Raw genomic sequence first — 13,667 nt, forward strand, 5'->3', positions numbered from 1 at the left:
GCGCGCGTCAGCCGGCAGTCCATGTCTCGGCGAACACCCGCTGAAAGTTCGTACCGAGTATCTTCTCGATCGCGGCGCTGCGCACGCCGCGCTTGGCCAGCGCGCGGGCGATGACCTCCATCCTGTCAGCGCGATTGAGCCCCTCCACGAATGGCGGCGGCCCCTCACCCGGCGCACCCACGCCTGATGCCTTGCGGCGTGCGATATCCGCGTTCCACATCTTCATGTTCGCCGGCGAGGTATCGAAACGGCCCACCAGCGCGTCGCTGCCGATCCCCACATGGTCCTCGCCCGCAACCTTTAAGGCATGCGTCAGGTGCGCCAGATAATCGTCGAGGGACTGCTGCTTCCGCCCGCCCGCGATAAACGAAAGTTCGTAGATGCCGATCACACCGCCACTGTTCGCCAGCGCGCGGATCAGGGCATCGGACTTGTTGCGCGGATGCGGATGCACCGCCCCGCACCCCGCATGGGTGACGAGCGTCGGCCGGCGAGAGGCGGCGATCGCCGCGAGGCTGGACGGTTCATCGCTGTGGCTCACGTCGATTGTGACGCCCTGCGCGTTCATGCGCGCCACCGCCTGCCGCCCAAGTTCGGTCAGCCCGGTCGATTGCCTGGACAGGACGCCGGACGCGAATGGCGTGGTCACGTTATAGCTGAGCCCCATCACCAGCACGCCCGAGGCGCGAAAGGCGTCGATCGCCTCGATCTTGCCTTCGAGCATGCTCGCACCCTCGAACGAATAGATGATCCCCACGCGCCCTGCCCGCTTCGCGGCGGCGATATCGCCCACGTCGCGGACCTTGACGAACAGATCCCTGTTGGCCGCGATCGCCGCGTCGAAGAACGCGATTTCCTCGATCGTATCCGCGCGATTTGATCCCGAGCCGCCCAGTGTCGTCTTGAACGCGGTGATTCCGGACTGCCTGATCTCTTTTGCGTCCCTCGCCGGCAGCGGCTTGGTATCGCTGAACGGGCCGGCAAGATTACCGTTGAGAACGATCGCCTGGCGGTAGAGCCGGTCGGCCGGCGACGGCGCGGCCGCAGGTGATCGGGCCGCGGCGCGGAGTGCGGGCAATGCCATCATTCCCGCCAGCATCGATCGTCGACCGAAAGTCTGCATTTATCGCCCCCGCTGTGAAAGCCCGTTCATAGCGCGCCGTGCCAGGATCGCGCTACTGCCCCTTGAACGCAGGTGCCCGCTTTTCGAGGAAAGAGGCCATGCCCTCGCGAAAATCCTCGGAGCGAAACAGCGGCAGCAATTGCAGATAGACGTGCTGGACATGCGTGTCGAACGGCTCGTCCAGCCCCATGCGCATCATCCGCTTTGCCGCCTGCACCGCGAGCGGCGCGTTGGCGGCGATCTCCGACGCCAGCGCACGCGCAACGGCGGCCACCTCGACGGCCGGCACGATACGGTTGACCAGCCCCTCGGCAAGACATTCCGCCGCGCCGAGCGTGCGCCCGGTAAACACGATTTCCGCCGCCTTCGCCCAACCGAGCATGCGCGGAAGGAACCACGTGCCGCCGGATTCCGGCAGCACGCCACGCTTCACGAAGGCCGGTGCCAGCTTCGCGTCCTCCGCCATCACACGGATGTCGCAGCCGAGTGCGAGGTCCATGCCATAGCCCGCCGCCGATCCGTTCAGCGCGCAGATCACCGGCTTGTCCATCGCGAACAAGACAGTGGGCGGTGTGTTGCGCAGGTCGATCGTCGCGCCGAACGTGGCGGAGGAAGAGCCGATCCCCTCGGCGCTGGACGCCGCGTTGAGATCGAGCCCGGCGCAAAAGGCGCGGCCGGTGCCGGTCAGCACCACGACGCGCGCCTCCTGATCGCTGTTGGCGCGTACCAGCAATGCGGTCAGTTCGTCCAGCATCGGACCGGAGATGGTGTTCATCCGCTCGGGTCGATCGAGCGTGATCGTGGCGATGCCGTCCGCCACTTCATATCGTACATCCGCCATCATAAGCCTCCCGCCATGTGCGTTACCGTTGCTGCATAATCCCGCATCGTTTCGTCGAGGATCTGCGCGACCGGCTTCACATCGTGGATCCGGCCAGCGACCTGCCCGGTCAGCGCGATGCCCGCTTCCAGATCGCCCTCGAAATAGACGCGCCGCGTATCTGCGAACTCACCGAAGATATTGACCGAGCCCTCCGCCGCGATCCGGGCCGAGCGCGCGGTGCGGAGCGCGCGGAGCGCCGGCCCCGGCCCCTTGCGATTGAGGAATACGGTGTCGGTCGCGTCGGCGTGAACGATCGCCTGCTTCCAGTTCTCGTGCACCGGGCTTTCGGAGGCGGTGAGGATGCGCGTGCCCATCAGCACGCCCTCCGCGCCGAGCGCGAAGGCCGCCGCCATCGTCTTGCCGTCCATGATGCCCCCCGCGGCCACCACGGGCACGTTCACGGCTTCCGCCACCTGCGGCACGAGGACCATCGTCGATACGTCCTTCGGGTTCTTGAAGCCGCCGCCCTCGCCGCCCTCGACGATCAGTCCGTCCACCCCGGCCTCCACGGCGCGCAGCGCGCCGGCGAGATTGGGGACGACGTGAAACACCGTCAGCCCGGCATCCTTGAGCATCGCGGTATATTTCATCGGATCCCCGGCCGAGGTGGTGACGAACTTCACCCCCTGATCGATCACGAAACGAATGATATCGGGATCGCGGACGAATGCCTGAGCCACGTTCACGCCGAACGGCTTGTCGGTAAGCTGGCGCATCTTGAGGATCTCCTCGCGCACGGCGTCAAGCTCGCCCGAGGATGTCTCGATGATCCCCATGCCCCCGGCATTCGAAACTGCCGAGGAAAGCTGGGCGCGGGCGATCCAGCCCATCGCCGCCTGGATGATCGGCTTTTCGATCCCCAACATCTCCGTGACGCGCGTCTTCACCGCCATGCGGCGCACTCCTCTCCGCCTGTTTTCGAAGAACGGGTTGGCATGAAGCGCACGGCGGCGCCAGCCCGAAACGAGCCGGCGCCGAAACACGGGTATGTTATTCGGCGGCCTCTGCCGTCGCCACAGGCTCCTGCCACACCAGCTTCGGCTTGCGTGCCGCGAGCGTTTCGTCGAGCCGGCTGCGCGGGGCGAAATGCGGCGCGGTGCGCAGCGAGGGATCGCCCGCGCGCGCGCGCTCCGCCACCGAGCGCAGCGCCCCGATAAACTGATCGAGCGCTGCCTTGCTCTCCGTCTCGGTCGGCTCGATCAGCATGGCGCCATGAACGACGAGCGGAAAATACATCGTCATCGGATGGAAGCCCTCGTCGATCAGCGCCTTCGCGACGTCGATCGTGGAATAGCCCTCCGCGAAGCCCGCATCGGAAAAGATCGCCTCGTGCATGCACGGGCCGGAAGCGGCGAACGGCGCGTCGAGCACGTCGCTCAGGCTGCGAAGGACATAATTGGCGTTGAGAACGGCATCTTCGGCGACCTGGCGCAAGCCATCCGCTCCGTGGCTGAGAATATAGGTCAGCGCGCGCGTGAACATGCCCATCTGGCCATGGAAGGCAGTCATCCGGCCGAAACTGTCCGGGTGCCTCTCCTCGACCGTCTCCTCCTCCACCAGCGTGATATGGCCGTCGCCGTATCGCTCGGTGAACGGCAGCGGGCCGAACGGGCTAAGCGCTTCGGACAATACGACCGGGCCGGAGCCGGGGCCGCCGCCGCCATGCGGGGTGGAGAAGGTCTTGTGCAGATTGATATGCATCGCATCCACGCCCAGGTCGCCCGGGCGGACGCGCCCGACGATCGCGTTGAAGTTCGCGCCGTCGCAATAGACATAGCCGCCAGCGGCATGAACCGCGTCGCTGATCGTCTTCAGATCACGCTCGAACAGTCCGCAGGTGTTGGGGTTGGTAATCATCACCGCGGCGACATCGGGCCCGAGCCGCGCCTTCAGCGCTTCGGTATCGATCCGGCCGTCGGCGTTGGCGGGAATGTCCTCCACCGTGAACCCGGCGAAGGCAGCGGTCGCGGGATTGGTGCCATGTGCCGACTCCGGCACCAGCACCACCTTGCGATGCCCCTCGCCGCGCTTCTCAAGCGCCGCCTTGATGCACAGGATTCCGCAAAGTTCGCCGTGCGCGCCGGCCTTGGGCGACATGGCCACGCCATGCATCCCGGTCAGTTCGATCAGCCACACCGCAAGCTCGTTGATGACGCCGAGCGCGCCCTGCACGGTATCGACAGGCTGGAGTGGATGAACATCCGCGAACCCCGGCAGCCGCGCCATTTTCTCGTTGAGCCGGGGATTATGCTTCATCGTGCACGAGCCGAGCGGAAACAGCCCAAGGTCGATCGCGTAATTCTGGCGGCTGAGGCGCGTGTAATGGCGCACCGTCTCGGGCTCGGACAAGCCGGGCAGCCCGATCGGCGCTGTGCGCGCGAGGCTGCCAAGCTTTGACGTGGTGCCGACGGGCGCCGCCACCTCCACGCCGGTCGTGCTGGTATCGCCGATCTCGAAGATCAGCGCCTCTTCCAGCATCAGCGCCTTGTTGCCGGTGAATGTCGGCGGCGCATCATTGCCCTTCGCTGGCGCGCTCGGACGCCAGCCGCTCTGGTTGATCGCGCTCATGCCAGCTCCTCCTCAAGCGCGTTCGCCAGCGCCTCGACATCTTCCATGGTCGTCGTCTCGGTAACGGCGACGACCAGCCCGTTGGCGAGCGCCGCCTCGCCCGGATAGAGGCGGCCGAGCGATACGCCGGCAAGGATGCCGCTGTCTGCCAGCGCGCGGACGATCGGCCGCGCCTCCTTGCCCAGAACGAGGGTGAATTCGTTGAAGAACGTCTCGTTCACAAGGCGCACGCCGGGCACCTGCTGCAACCGCTCCGCCGCCGCCACCGCGCCGCCATGATTGGCCGCCGCGAGCGCCCGCAGGCCAGCTTCGCCGAGCAGCGTCATGTGGATCGAGAACGCCAGCGCGCACAGGCCGGAATTGGTGCAGATGTTCGAGGTCGCCTTTTCGCGCCGGATATGCTGTTCGCGCGTGGAAAGCGTGAGCACAAAGCCGCGCCGCCCGTCGGCATCCACCGTCTCGCCGCACAGCCGCCCCGGCATTTGCCGGACGTACTTTTCCTTGCAGCCGAACAGGCCGACGTAAGGGCCGCCGAATTGCAGCCCGACACCGAGCGACTGGCCTTCGCCGACGACGATATCGGCGTCCATCTCACCGGGCGATTTGATCGCGCCCAGCGCCACCGGCTCCGTCACGACCGCGATCAGCAACGCCTTTCTGGCGTGGCAGGCATCCGCCAGCGCGCCAAGATCGGCGATGCGGCCGAGGATATCGGGATATTGCACCACCACGCAGGAGGTGTCCGCATCGATCTTTCCGATCAGCGCGTCGAGATCGGTTTCCGCCGTAAGCGCCGGCACCGACACGTCGAGCGCATCGCCGGTATATTTCGCCATCGTCTTGGCTACCGACACATAATGTGGATGCAGCCCGCCCGAGAGGATCGCCTTGCCGCGCTTGGTGATGCGCCGCGCCATGCCGATCGCCTCCCAGCACGCGGTCGAGCCGTCGTACATGCTGGCGTTCGCCACATCGGTGCCGAGCAGACGCGCCACCTGCGTCTGGAACTCGAACAGCATCTGCAACGTGCCCTGCGCGATCTCGGGCTGATAGGGCGTATAGGCGGTGAGGAATTCGCCGCGCTGGATCAGATGATCGACGCTCGCCGGCACATGATGGCGATATGCGCCGCAACCGAGGAAGAAGGGCGCCTCGCCCGCCGACAAATTCTGCCGCGCCAGCGCCGTCATGTGGCGCTCGACCGCCAGTTCGCTGGCGTGGCCGGGGAGGCCACGGACCGGGCCGGCGAGGCGGACGGGCTCGGGCACATCGACGAACAGGTCATCGATCGAGGATACGCCGATCGCCGCGAGCATCGCCTCGCGATCCGGCTGGGTAAGCGGGAGATAACGCATCAAAGTGGCTTTCTCATCGTGAAGCGCAAGCGGACGTAATCGGCGACCCACCCGCCATCCGGCCCGCGCAGCCGATCGGCGACACGCGCGTCGATCGCCTGGGCGATCTCGCTTTGGGTAGCGGCGGATATGCCGGTCGCATTGAACGGGCCGGTCATGAAGGTTTCGATCCAGCCCTTGGCGCCGGTGGGGAGCGGCGTGGGGCGCGGGATCAGTTCGGCGGCGATATCGGTGAACCCGGCGTCGGCATAGACGCGGGTGAAATCACCGACCGTCGGATACCAGTGCAGTTCCCCGGCGGGCAGCGACAGGCCCCGCGCTGCCAGCTCGGCATGGATGCCATCCCACAGTGTCGCGCAATTGCCCGCGCCGCCCATCTCGCCCACGAAGCGCGCGCCCGGCTTCAACGCGCGAAACACGCCGCGCGCCACCGCGCCGCTGTCACGCATCCAGTGCAGCACCGCATTCGAGAAGGCGGCATCGAACGCGTCGGTGAAATCCAGCGCCTCGCCATCCATCACCCGCGCATCGAGCCCGCGCGCGCGCGCTGCCGCGACCATCGCGGGCGACGCATCGACGCCGACCACCGCCGCACCAGCCTGCGCGATCGCGGCGGTGAGCACGCCATCGCCGCAGCCGATATCAAGGATCCGCTCGCCCGCACGCGGCCCGAGCAGGTCCACAACGGGCTGCCCCATCGCCGGCACGAAGGCGGCGTTGGCGGCATAGGCCTGCGGGTTCCAGTCGGAAGCGGGCGAGACGGCCATTGCGCCGATCAGAGCTTTGCGACGAACGCGTCGTAAGCGCTCTCGTTCATCAGCTCGTCCAGTTCGGACGGGTCCGACAAGGTGATCTTGAAGAACCAGCCCTCGCCTTCCGGGTCCGTATTGACCAGCGAGGGATCGTCGGCGAGCGCGGCATTGCCCTCGATCACCGTGCCGGATACCGGCGAATAGACGTCGCTCGCCGCCTTGACGCTCTCGACCACCGCGGCATCATCGCTTTTGGACAGTTCCTTGCCGTCTTCCGGCACTTCCACGAACACGATGTCGCCAAGCTGGCCCTGCGCATAATCGGTTATTCCGACGATGCCGATCTCGCCATCGACGTCGATCCATTCATGGTCTTCGCTGAAATAGCGGCTCATCTTATTTCACTCCTCGAAAATACCGGTGGGGAACGAAAGGCATCGGCGTCACGGTCGCGCTGTGGACCTTGCCGCGTTGGGTGAGCTGGACGCGCGTACCGGGCGTGGCGAGCGCCGCGGGAACATAGGCCATCGCGATCGGCGCACCGACCGTTGGCGCGAAACCACCGGACGTGACCTTGCCGACATCGCTGCCGTCCGCATCGAGCACGGACGCCCCCTCGCGCACCGGCTGGCGGCCCTCCACAAGCAGGCCGACGCGCTTCGCGGCTGGCCCGCTCTCACGCTCCAGCAGGATGCGGTCGGCACCCGGAAAATCGCGCGCTTCGCGGCGCCGCTTGAACAACGCGAAGCCGAGATCGGCCATCACCGGCGTCGTTTCGGGCGAAAGGTCGTGGCCATAGAGCGGCAGGCCCGCTTCCAGCCGCAGCGAATCGCGCGCGCCAAGACCGATCGGCTTCACCTCCGGCTGCGCGACGAGCGCGTCGGCAAGCGATGTCGCGGCTTCGGCTGGGATCGAAATCTCGAAACCGTCCTCGCCGGTATAGCCGGAACGACTGATCCACAGCGCGTGGCCCTGCCACTCGAACGGCGCGGCCTGCATGAATACCAGGCCCTCCACGCCTGGAACGACGCGCGCCAGCGCATCGACCGCTTTCGGGCCCTGCAGCGCGAGCAGGGCGTGATCGTCCATCAGATTGAGCGTCACCTCGTCGGGCAGATGCTCGATCATATGCCCGATATCATCATATTTGGTCGCGCCGTTCACGACCATGTACACCCGGTCGTCGGCCTGGCGCGTCAGCATCAGATCGTCGAGGATGCCGCCCGCCTCCGTCAGCAGCAGCGAATAACGCGCACGATTGAGGGCGAGGCCGGCGATATCGGCGGGCATCAGCGCCTCCAGCGCCGCCACCACTCCTGCGCCGGTGAAGGTCAGCTGGCCCATATGGCTGACATCGAACAATCCGGCGGCGTCGCGGGTCCATAGATGCTCGGCCATGATGCCCTCGTACTGAACGGGCATGTGATAGCCTGCGAACTCGACCATCCGGCCGCCCCTGGCGCGGTGCCACGCGTCGAGCGGCAGCGTCTGGATCTGCGGCTCCTCGAAATCGTCGTCGCTTGGGCGTGGGTCGGTCATGGGGGGCGTCTTCCGGCAGAAAGGGCGACAGACGCGGGAACGCGCCCGCGATCGATCCGTTCACCCCCTCTGTCACGGGAACCTGAGAGCTTCCCCCGGTGGCGCGGCGCCGCGGCTGCGCGCGCGGGGTTACCCCTTCGGTGAGGCGCGGCTGAAAGCCATGCCTGCTTTCCAGAGTATCGTTTGGCCCGTGCGGTCCTTTTGCCTGAGAGTTTCCGGGGCGGTTGCTCCTTCGGCGGCCCCCACCGCCGTCCTTGAAGGATGGCGATGGCGGCTCTCTCCCGCGTGTGCCTTGCCGGTTGCCCGGATCACGATGGCCCAGGCTGTGACCGCGCGGCGCGCACGAGTCAATCGCGTTTCGGTGCGCAGACGATCATTTGCCGGTCAGTCGGAACAGGCGCCCCTGGCCGCCGCGTTCGGCATCTTCGACCAGCCAGATCGCGCCGTCGGGCGCCTGTGCCAGCCCACGGATGCGCAAGCCCATTTTCCACTGATCGGCCGGATACGCCTTGTCGCCCTTCAAGGTGACGCGGACAAGCGACTCGCCAGACATGCCGGCGATCAGCAGCGATCCTTTGTACTGCGGGAATAGCGCACCTGAATAGGCGATCATTCCCCCCGGCGAGATCGTAGGCGTCCACCATAATTTCGGCGCGGCGAATTCGGGCCTGGAGGGGTGCGCCGGGATCGGAGCGCCGGAATAATTGATGCCGTTCGACACGATCGGCCAGCCATAGTTGCGGTTTGCCTCCAGCAGGTTGAGCTCGTCGCCGCCCTTCGGCCCCATCTCCACTTCCCACAATCGGCCGTCGCCGGTGAAGGCCAGGCCGTAGGGATTGCGATGCCCGGCCGTCCAGGTCTGCGCGCGCACCCCGCCCGTCTTGTATTGCGGATTGCCCGGCCACGCCGCGCCGTCCAGCGTCAGCCGCAGCACCTTGCCGAGCGCCTGTTCCGGGTCTTGCGCCGGCGTGAAGCGCTGGCGCTCGCCGGATGCCAGGAACAGCGACCTGCCGTCCGGCGCGAAGGTGATCGCGGCGCCGAACTGGCCGCCCGGCCCGTCGGATCCCGCCCGCCAGATCACGCGCTGGCCCGACAATCTGGCGCCGTCGAGCGTCGCCTTCATCAGCGCGAGGCTCGAACCGCCATTCGGGCGCGCCTCGGCATAGCTTAGGTAGATCGTGCGGCTCTTCGCGAAATCGGGAGCGAGCGCCACGTCCAGCAGGCCCCCTTGCCCGCCATAGGCCACCGCCGGCACCCCGGCCACATCGCGCACGCCGCCGTCCGCCGCGCGCAGCTTGAGGTGGCCCGGCTTTTCGGTGACGAGCGCAGCGCCGTCCGCCAGCAGCGCGATCGCCACCGGTTCGTCGAACCGCCCGATCTCCGTGACGGTGAACGGCGGCGGCGTCAGCGGCAGATTCGCGCGGCCGGTGGTCGCCGGGATGTTCCTGATTCCCGGCTCGGCCGGGGAATTTCTCGGCACCGGATTGTTCGCCCCCGCCGGCTGCGGCCCCTGCGGGCCTTCCAGGAGAGTCTGGCGATCGGCCGGCTGCTGCGCGGCGCAGGCGCTGCCGGTCATGAGCGCGAGAACGAAAAACTGGCGGCGAATCATCGATATCTCCGGGAATTGTGCTTCTCATGCATAACGCCGCTATCGGCTGTCGGTGCCAGCTTGCGTCGCGGCGAGGTTCGGCATATATCGCCCGTGCTTTCTCTACATCGCCAGATGAAGAGGTCGCGGGGAACCCCTCGCGGCGGCCTTAACCCACGCGTGGAGCAACGATGGCGGATCTCGCCGCACTGACCGGATTGATCGCACCCGAGGCGCAGGCGCTCGGCTTCGACCTCGTGCGCGTGCGGCTGCTCGGCAAGGGCGACGATCGCACGTTGCAGGTGATGGCGGAGCGCCCGGATACGCGGCAGCTCACCATCGATGATTGCGCCGCGCTGTCGCGTCGCCTTTCGGACATGCTCGACGAAAAGGATCCGATCGAGGATGCCTACCGGCTGGAGGTATCGTCCCCCGGCATCGATCGCCCGCTGACCCGCCGCAAGGATTTCGCCGATTGGGCGGGGCATGAAGTGCGGATCGTGCTGGCTGCGCCGATCGATGGCCAGAAGCAGTTCAAGGGCGATCTGGCCGGCATCGAGGGCGAGACGATCGCGGTGGTGCAGAAGAGCGGCGCCATCGCGCATGTGCCGTTCGCCGGCGTGGTCGATGCGAAGCTGGTGCTGACCGACAAGCTCATTCAGGCAACCGTCCCGCTCTCTGCCGAGGGCGCGGAAGAAGAAATCGAAGCAGAGGAAACCGAATAATGGCCACCGGGGTGACCGCCAACCGCGCGGAGCTGATCGCGATCGCGAATTCCGTCGCCAGCGAGAAGATGATCGACAAGGCGATCGTCATCGAGGCGATGGAGGATGCGATCCAGCGCGCCGCCCGCACCCGCTACGGCCAGGAAATGGATATCCGCGCGAAGCTCGATCCGAGCAATGGCGATCTGCGCCTGTGGCGCGTCGTCGAGGTCGTGGAGCTGGTCGACGACATCTACAAGCAGGTCGATGTGAAGGGCGCGCAGAAGCTGCAGCCCGGCGCGGTGGTCGGCGATTATCTCGTCGATCCGCTGCCCCCGATCGAATTCGGCCGCATCCAGGCGCAGGCCGCCAAGCAGACCATCTTCCAGAAGGTCCGCGATGCGGAGCGCGAGCGCCAGTATGAGGAGTTCAAGGATCGCGCCGGGGAGATCATCACCGGCGTCGTCAAGCGCGTCGAATTCGGCCATGTCGTGGTCGATCTCGGCCGCGCGGAGGGTGTCATCCGCCGTGACGCGCAGATCCCGCGCGAGGTGGTGCGCGTCAACGATCGCATCCGCTCGCTGATCCTCAAGGTGGTGCGCGAGAATCGCGGGCCGCAGATTTTCCTCAGCCGCGCGCATCCCGATTTCATGAAGAAGCTGTTCGCGCAGGAAGTGCCGGAAATCTACGACGGCATCATCGAGATCAAGGCCGCTGCCCGCGATCCGGGCAGCCGCGCCAAGATCGGCGTCATCAGCCATGATTCGAGCATCGATCCGGTGGGCGCGTGCGTCGGCATGAAGGGCAGCCGCGTGCAGGCGGTCGTGCAGGAGATGCAGGGCGAGAAGATCGATATCATTCCCTGGTCGCCGGACACCGCCACCTTCGTGGTCAATGCGCTTCAGCCCGCGAACGTCAGCCGCGTGGTGATCGACGAGGAAGAGGATCGCATCGAGGTGGTGGTGCCGGACGATCAGCTTTCGCTGGCGATCGGCCGGCGCGGCCAGAACGTGCGGCTTGCCTCGCAACTCACCGCCAAGGCGATCGACATTCTCACCGAAACCGACTCGAGCGAGAAGCGTCAGCAGGAATTCGTCCGCAACTCCGAACTGTTCCAGAACGAACTGGATGTGGACGAGACGCTGGCTCAGCTGCTCGTCGCCGAAGGCTTCAGCGAACTGGAAGAAGTCGCCTATGTCGAGCTGGACGATCTGTCCGCCATCGAGGGCTTTGACGAGGATCTCGCGCAGGAATTGCAGAGCCGCGCGCAGGAAGCGTTGGAGCGCCGCGACGCTGCCGCACGCGACGAGCGCCGCGCCCTTGGTGTCGAAGACGCGCTGGCCGAGCTGCCCTATATGACCGAGGCGATGCTGGTCACGCTCGGCAAGGCCGGCATCAAGACGCTCGACGATCTCGCCGATCTCGCGACCGACGAACTGGTCGAGAAGAAGCGCCAGGAACCGCGCCGTCGCAACGAGGACGCGCCCAAGCGCCCCGAGCACAAGGGCGGCGTGCTGGCCGAATATGGCCTTACCGACGAGCAGGGCAACGAGATCATCATGGCGGCGCGGGCGCACTGGTTCGAGGACGAGGACCAGGCTGGTGACACCGCGGAGGCGAGCGACGCCTGATGCCGTTCGTGTCGATCCGAATGGCGGGCTCCGCGTCCAGGGAGCAGAAGGCGGGGCTGGTGGCTGACGTCACCGCCGCGCTCGTCGCGCGGCTGGGCAAGAGCCCGGCCGCGGTGCAGATCGTGATCGAGGAAATCTCACCCGAGAATTATGGCGCGGCCGGCATCCTGATCGCCGATCGCAAACCCGAGGGAGACGCTCATGCGGAACCCTCGCAATGATGCTCTAGAGCCGCCCACCCGCACCTGCATCCTGGGCCGTGCGCAGGCCGCGCGGGAAGAACTCGTGCGGCTTGCACTTGCACCGGATGGCCGCGTGCTGCCGGATGTTCGCGCGAAGGCGCCGGGGCGCGGCGCGTGGATCGGGGTCGATCGCACCGGCCTCGAAACCGCGATGGGGCCGAAGGGGAAGCTGCGCGGCGCGCTGGCCCGCGCGTTCAAGACGAGCGATTTCGCCGTTCCCGACGACTTGCCGGCGCTGGTCGCCGCCGCGCTGGAACGTAACGCGCTCGATCGGCTCGGGCTGGAATCGCGCGCGGGTACGCTGCTGACCGGATCGGAGCGGATCGAGGCGGCGGCGCGCGGCGGGCAGTTGCACGCGCTGTATCACGCCGCGGATGCCGCTGCCGACGGGCGCGGAAAGCTCGCGCAGGCGTGGCGCGTCGGCACCGATCGTGAAGGAAGTGACCTCAAGGGGTTGGCCTTGCCGCTGGAACGCACCATATTGTCGATGGCGCTGGGCCGCGAGAACGTGGTACATATCGGCGTTACCGACCGCTTGGCGGCCGCGCGATTGGGCGAAGCGCTCGATCGCTGGCTGCATTTTATCGGCCCTGATCTGATTTCCGTGCCTTGCGAAACGGCCTCGCAAGGCGCATCGACGCCCGGATCATCCGGGCAACCGGCCGTGACGACGCACGAGGAATTTGAGTGAGCGAAACCGACAACGACAAGCCGAAACTTGGCATGCGCGCGCCTTTGGGGCTGAAGCGCACGGTCGAGACCGGCAAGGTGAAGCAGAGCTTCAGCCACGGCCGTTCGAACACGGTGGTAGTCGAAGTGAAGCGCCGTCGCGTGATCGGCCCCGGCGGCGTTCCCGCGCCGGAACAGACGGCGGCGGAGTCCCCCGCCCCCGTTCAGCAGGCCCCGGAACCGCCACGCCCGGCGCCGCCGCGCGCGCCTGCCGGTGAAACCCCGCAGGAGCGCCAGGCCCGCATGCTGCGCGAGGCTGACGATCAGCGCATGCAGGCGCTGGAGGATCAGCGCCGCCGAGAGGAGGCAGAGCGTCAGCGCGCTGCTGCCGAAGAAGCGCGTCGCATGGAGGAAAAGCGCGAGGCCGAGGCAAAGTCCGCCGCCGCGCCCGCGCCGGAACCCACGCCCGCGCCGGAACCGAAGCCTGTTCCCGAAGCAGCAGCGCCGGCCACGCCCGCCCCGCCCGCGCCGCCGGCTCCGGTAGCCGCCAGCACGCCCGCGCCGGCGCCGGCGAAGGCCGAGCCTGTCGCGCCGCCGCCTGCCCCTCCCGCTC

14 protein-coding genes and 1 riboswitch are annotated in these 13,667 nt (G+C 67.0%); of the genes, 5 read left to right on the plus strand and 9 right to left on the minus strand.

Annotated elements, in window-relative coordinates; genetic code table 11:
- Positions 1-7 precede the first annotated feature (7 nt).
- From FFS35_RS12410 to FFS35_RS12450, 9 genes are all read right to left on the minus strand, one after another.
- Positions 8-1,123 carry a membrane dipeptidase gene (locus FFS35_RS12410; protein ID WP_137787404.1) on the minus strand — a complete coding sequence of 372 codons (1,116 nt, stop codon included), beginning with the start codon at positions 1,121-1,123 and terminating at the stop codon, positions 8-10.
- 52 nt (positions 1,124-1,175) lie between these two features.
- Positions 1,176-1,964 (minus strand): enoyl-CoA hydratase/isomerase family protein, encoded by a 789-nt coding sequence (locus FFS35_RS12415; RefSeq protein WP_212742203.1) that lies wholly within the window; start codon positions 1,962-1,964, stop codon positions 1,176-1,178.
- A complete protein-coding gene (locus FFS35_RS12420) occupies positions 1,964-2,899 on the minus strand; it encodes a nitronate monooxygenase (protein ID WP_137787406.1) in 936 nt (311 codons plus the stop codon). The genes FFS35_RS12415 and FFS35_RS12420 overlap by 1 nt, the downstream gene beginning before the upstream one ends.
- A 97-nt stretch (positions 2,900-2,996) precedes the next feature.
- On the minus strand, positions 2,997-4,574 hold the full coding sequence (gene gcvPB, locus FFS35_RS12425) for an aminomethyl-transferring glycine dehydrogenase subunit GcvPB (protein ID WP_137787407.1): 1,578 nt from the start codon (positions 4,572-4,574) through the stop codon (positions 2,997-2,999).
- A complete protein-coding gene (gene gcvPA, locus FFS35_RS12430; protein ID WP_137787408.1) occupies positions 4,571-5,929 on the minus strand; it encodes an aminomethyl-transferring glycine dehydrogenase subunit GcvPA in 1,359 nt (452 codons plus the stop codon). The genes gcvPB and gcvPA overlap by 4 nt, the downstream gene beginning before the upstream one ends.
- Positions 5,929-6,696, minus strand: coding sequence for a class I SAM-dependent methyltransferase (locus tag FFS35_RS12435; RefSeq protein ID WP_137787409.1), 768 nt, complete (start codon positions 6,694-6,696; stop codon positions 5,929-5,931). The genes gcvPA and FFS35_RS12435 overlap by 1 nt, the downstream gene beginning before the upstream one ends.
- Positions 6,697-6,704: 8 nt before the next feature.
- Positions 6,705-7,076, minus strand: coding sequence for a glycine cleavage system protein GcvH (gcvH, locus tag FFS35_RS12440; protein ID WP_137787410.1), 372 nt, complete (start codon positions 7,074-7,076; stop codon positions 6,705-6,707).
- A gap of 1 nt (position 7,077) precedes the next feature.
- A complete protein-coding gene (gene gcvT / locus FFS35_RS12445) occupies positions 7,078-8,220 on the minus strand; it encodes a glycine cleavage system aminomethyltransferase GcvT (RefSeq protein ID WP_137787411.1) in 1,143 nt (380 codons plus the stop codon).
- A 183-nt stretch (positions 8,221-8,403) separates the two neighbouring features.
- A riboswitch (glycine riboswitch) is annotated at positions 8,404-8,514 on the minus strand.
- Positions 8,515-8,593: 79 nt separating this feature from the next.
- Positions 8,594-9,829, minus strand: coding sequence for a PQQ-dependent sugar dehydrogenase (locus FFS35_RS12450; protein WP_137787412.1), 1,236 nt, complete (start codon positions 9,827-9,829; stop codon positions 8,594-8,596).
- Positions 9,830-9,999: 170 nt separating this feature from the next.
- Between FFS35_RS12450 and rimP the strand changes: the two genes are divergently transcribed.
- From rimP to FFS35_RS12475, 5 genes are all read left to right on the plus strand, one after another.
- On the plus strand, positions 10,000-10,533 hold the full coding sequence (rimP, locus tag FFS35_RS12455; protein ID WP_137787413.1) for a ribosome maturation protein RimP: 534 nt from the start codon (positions 10,000-10,002) through the stop codon (positions 10,531-10,533).
- Complete coding sequence (gene nusA / locus FFS35_RS12460; RefSeq protein WP_137787414.1) at positions 10,533-12,143, plus strand: transcription termination factor NusA; 1,611 nt, start codon at positions 10,533-10,535, stop codon at positions 12,141-12,143. The genes rimP and nusA overlap by 1 nt, the downstream gene beginning before the upstream one ends.
- Complete coding sequence (locus FFS35_RS12465; protein ID WP_137787415.1) at positions 12,143-12,364, plus strand: 4-oxalocrotonate tautomerase family protein; 222 nt, start codon at positions 12,143-12,145, stop codon at positions 12,362-12,364. Before nusA ends, FFS35_RS12465 begins: the two co-directional genes overlap by 1 nt.
- Positions 12,345-13,076, plus strand: coding sequence for a DUF448 domain-containing protein (locus FFS35_RS12470; RefSeq protein WP_137787416.1), 732 nt, complete (start codon positions 12,345-12,347; stop codon positions 13,074-13,076). Before FFS35_RS12465 ends, FFS35_RS12470 begins: the two co-directional genes overlap by 20 nt.
- Positions 13,073-13,667, plus strand: a 595-nt coding sequence (locus FFS35_RS12475) for a translation initiation factor IF-2 associated domain-containing protein (RefSeq protein WP_212742204.1), incomplete at its 3' end; no start/stop codon positions are given. The genes FFS35_RS12470 and FFS35_RS12475, both read left to right, overlap by 4 nt.

Origin of the sequence: Sphingomonas sp. 3P27F8, assembly GCF_005502745.1 — a bacterium.
In the GTDB taxonomy this organism is placed as follows: Bacteria; Pseudomonadota; Alphaproteobacteria; order Sphingomonadales; family Sphingomonadaceae; genus Sphingomonas.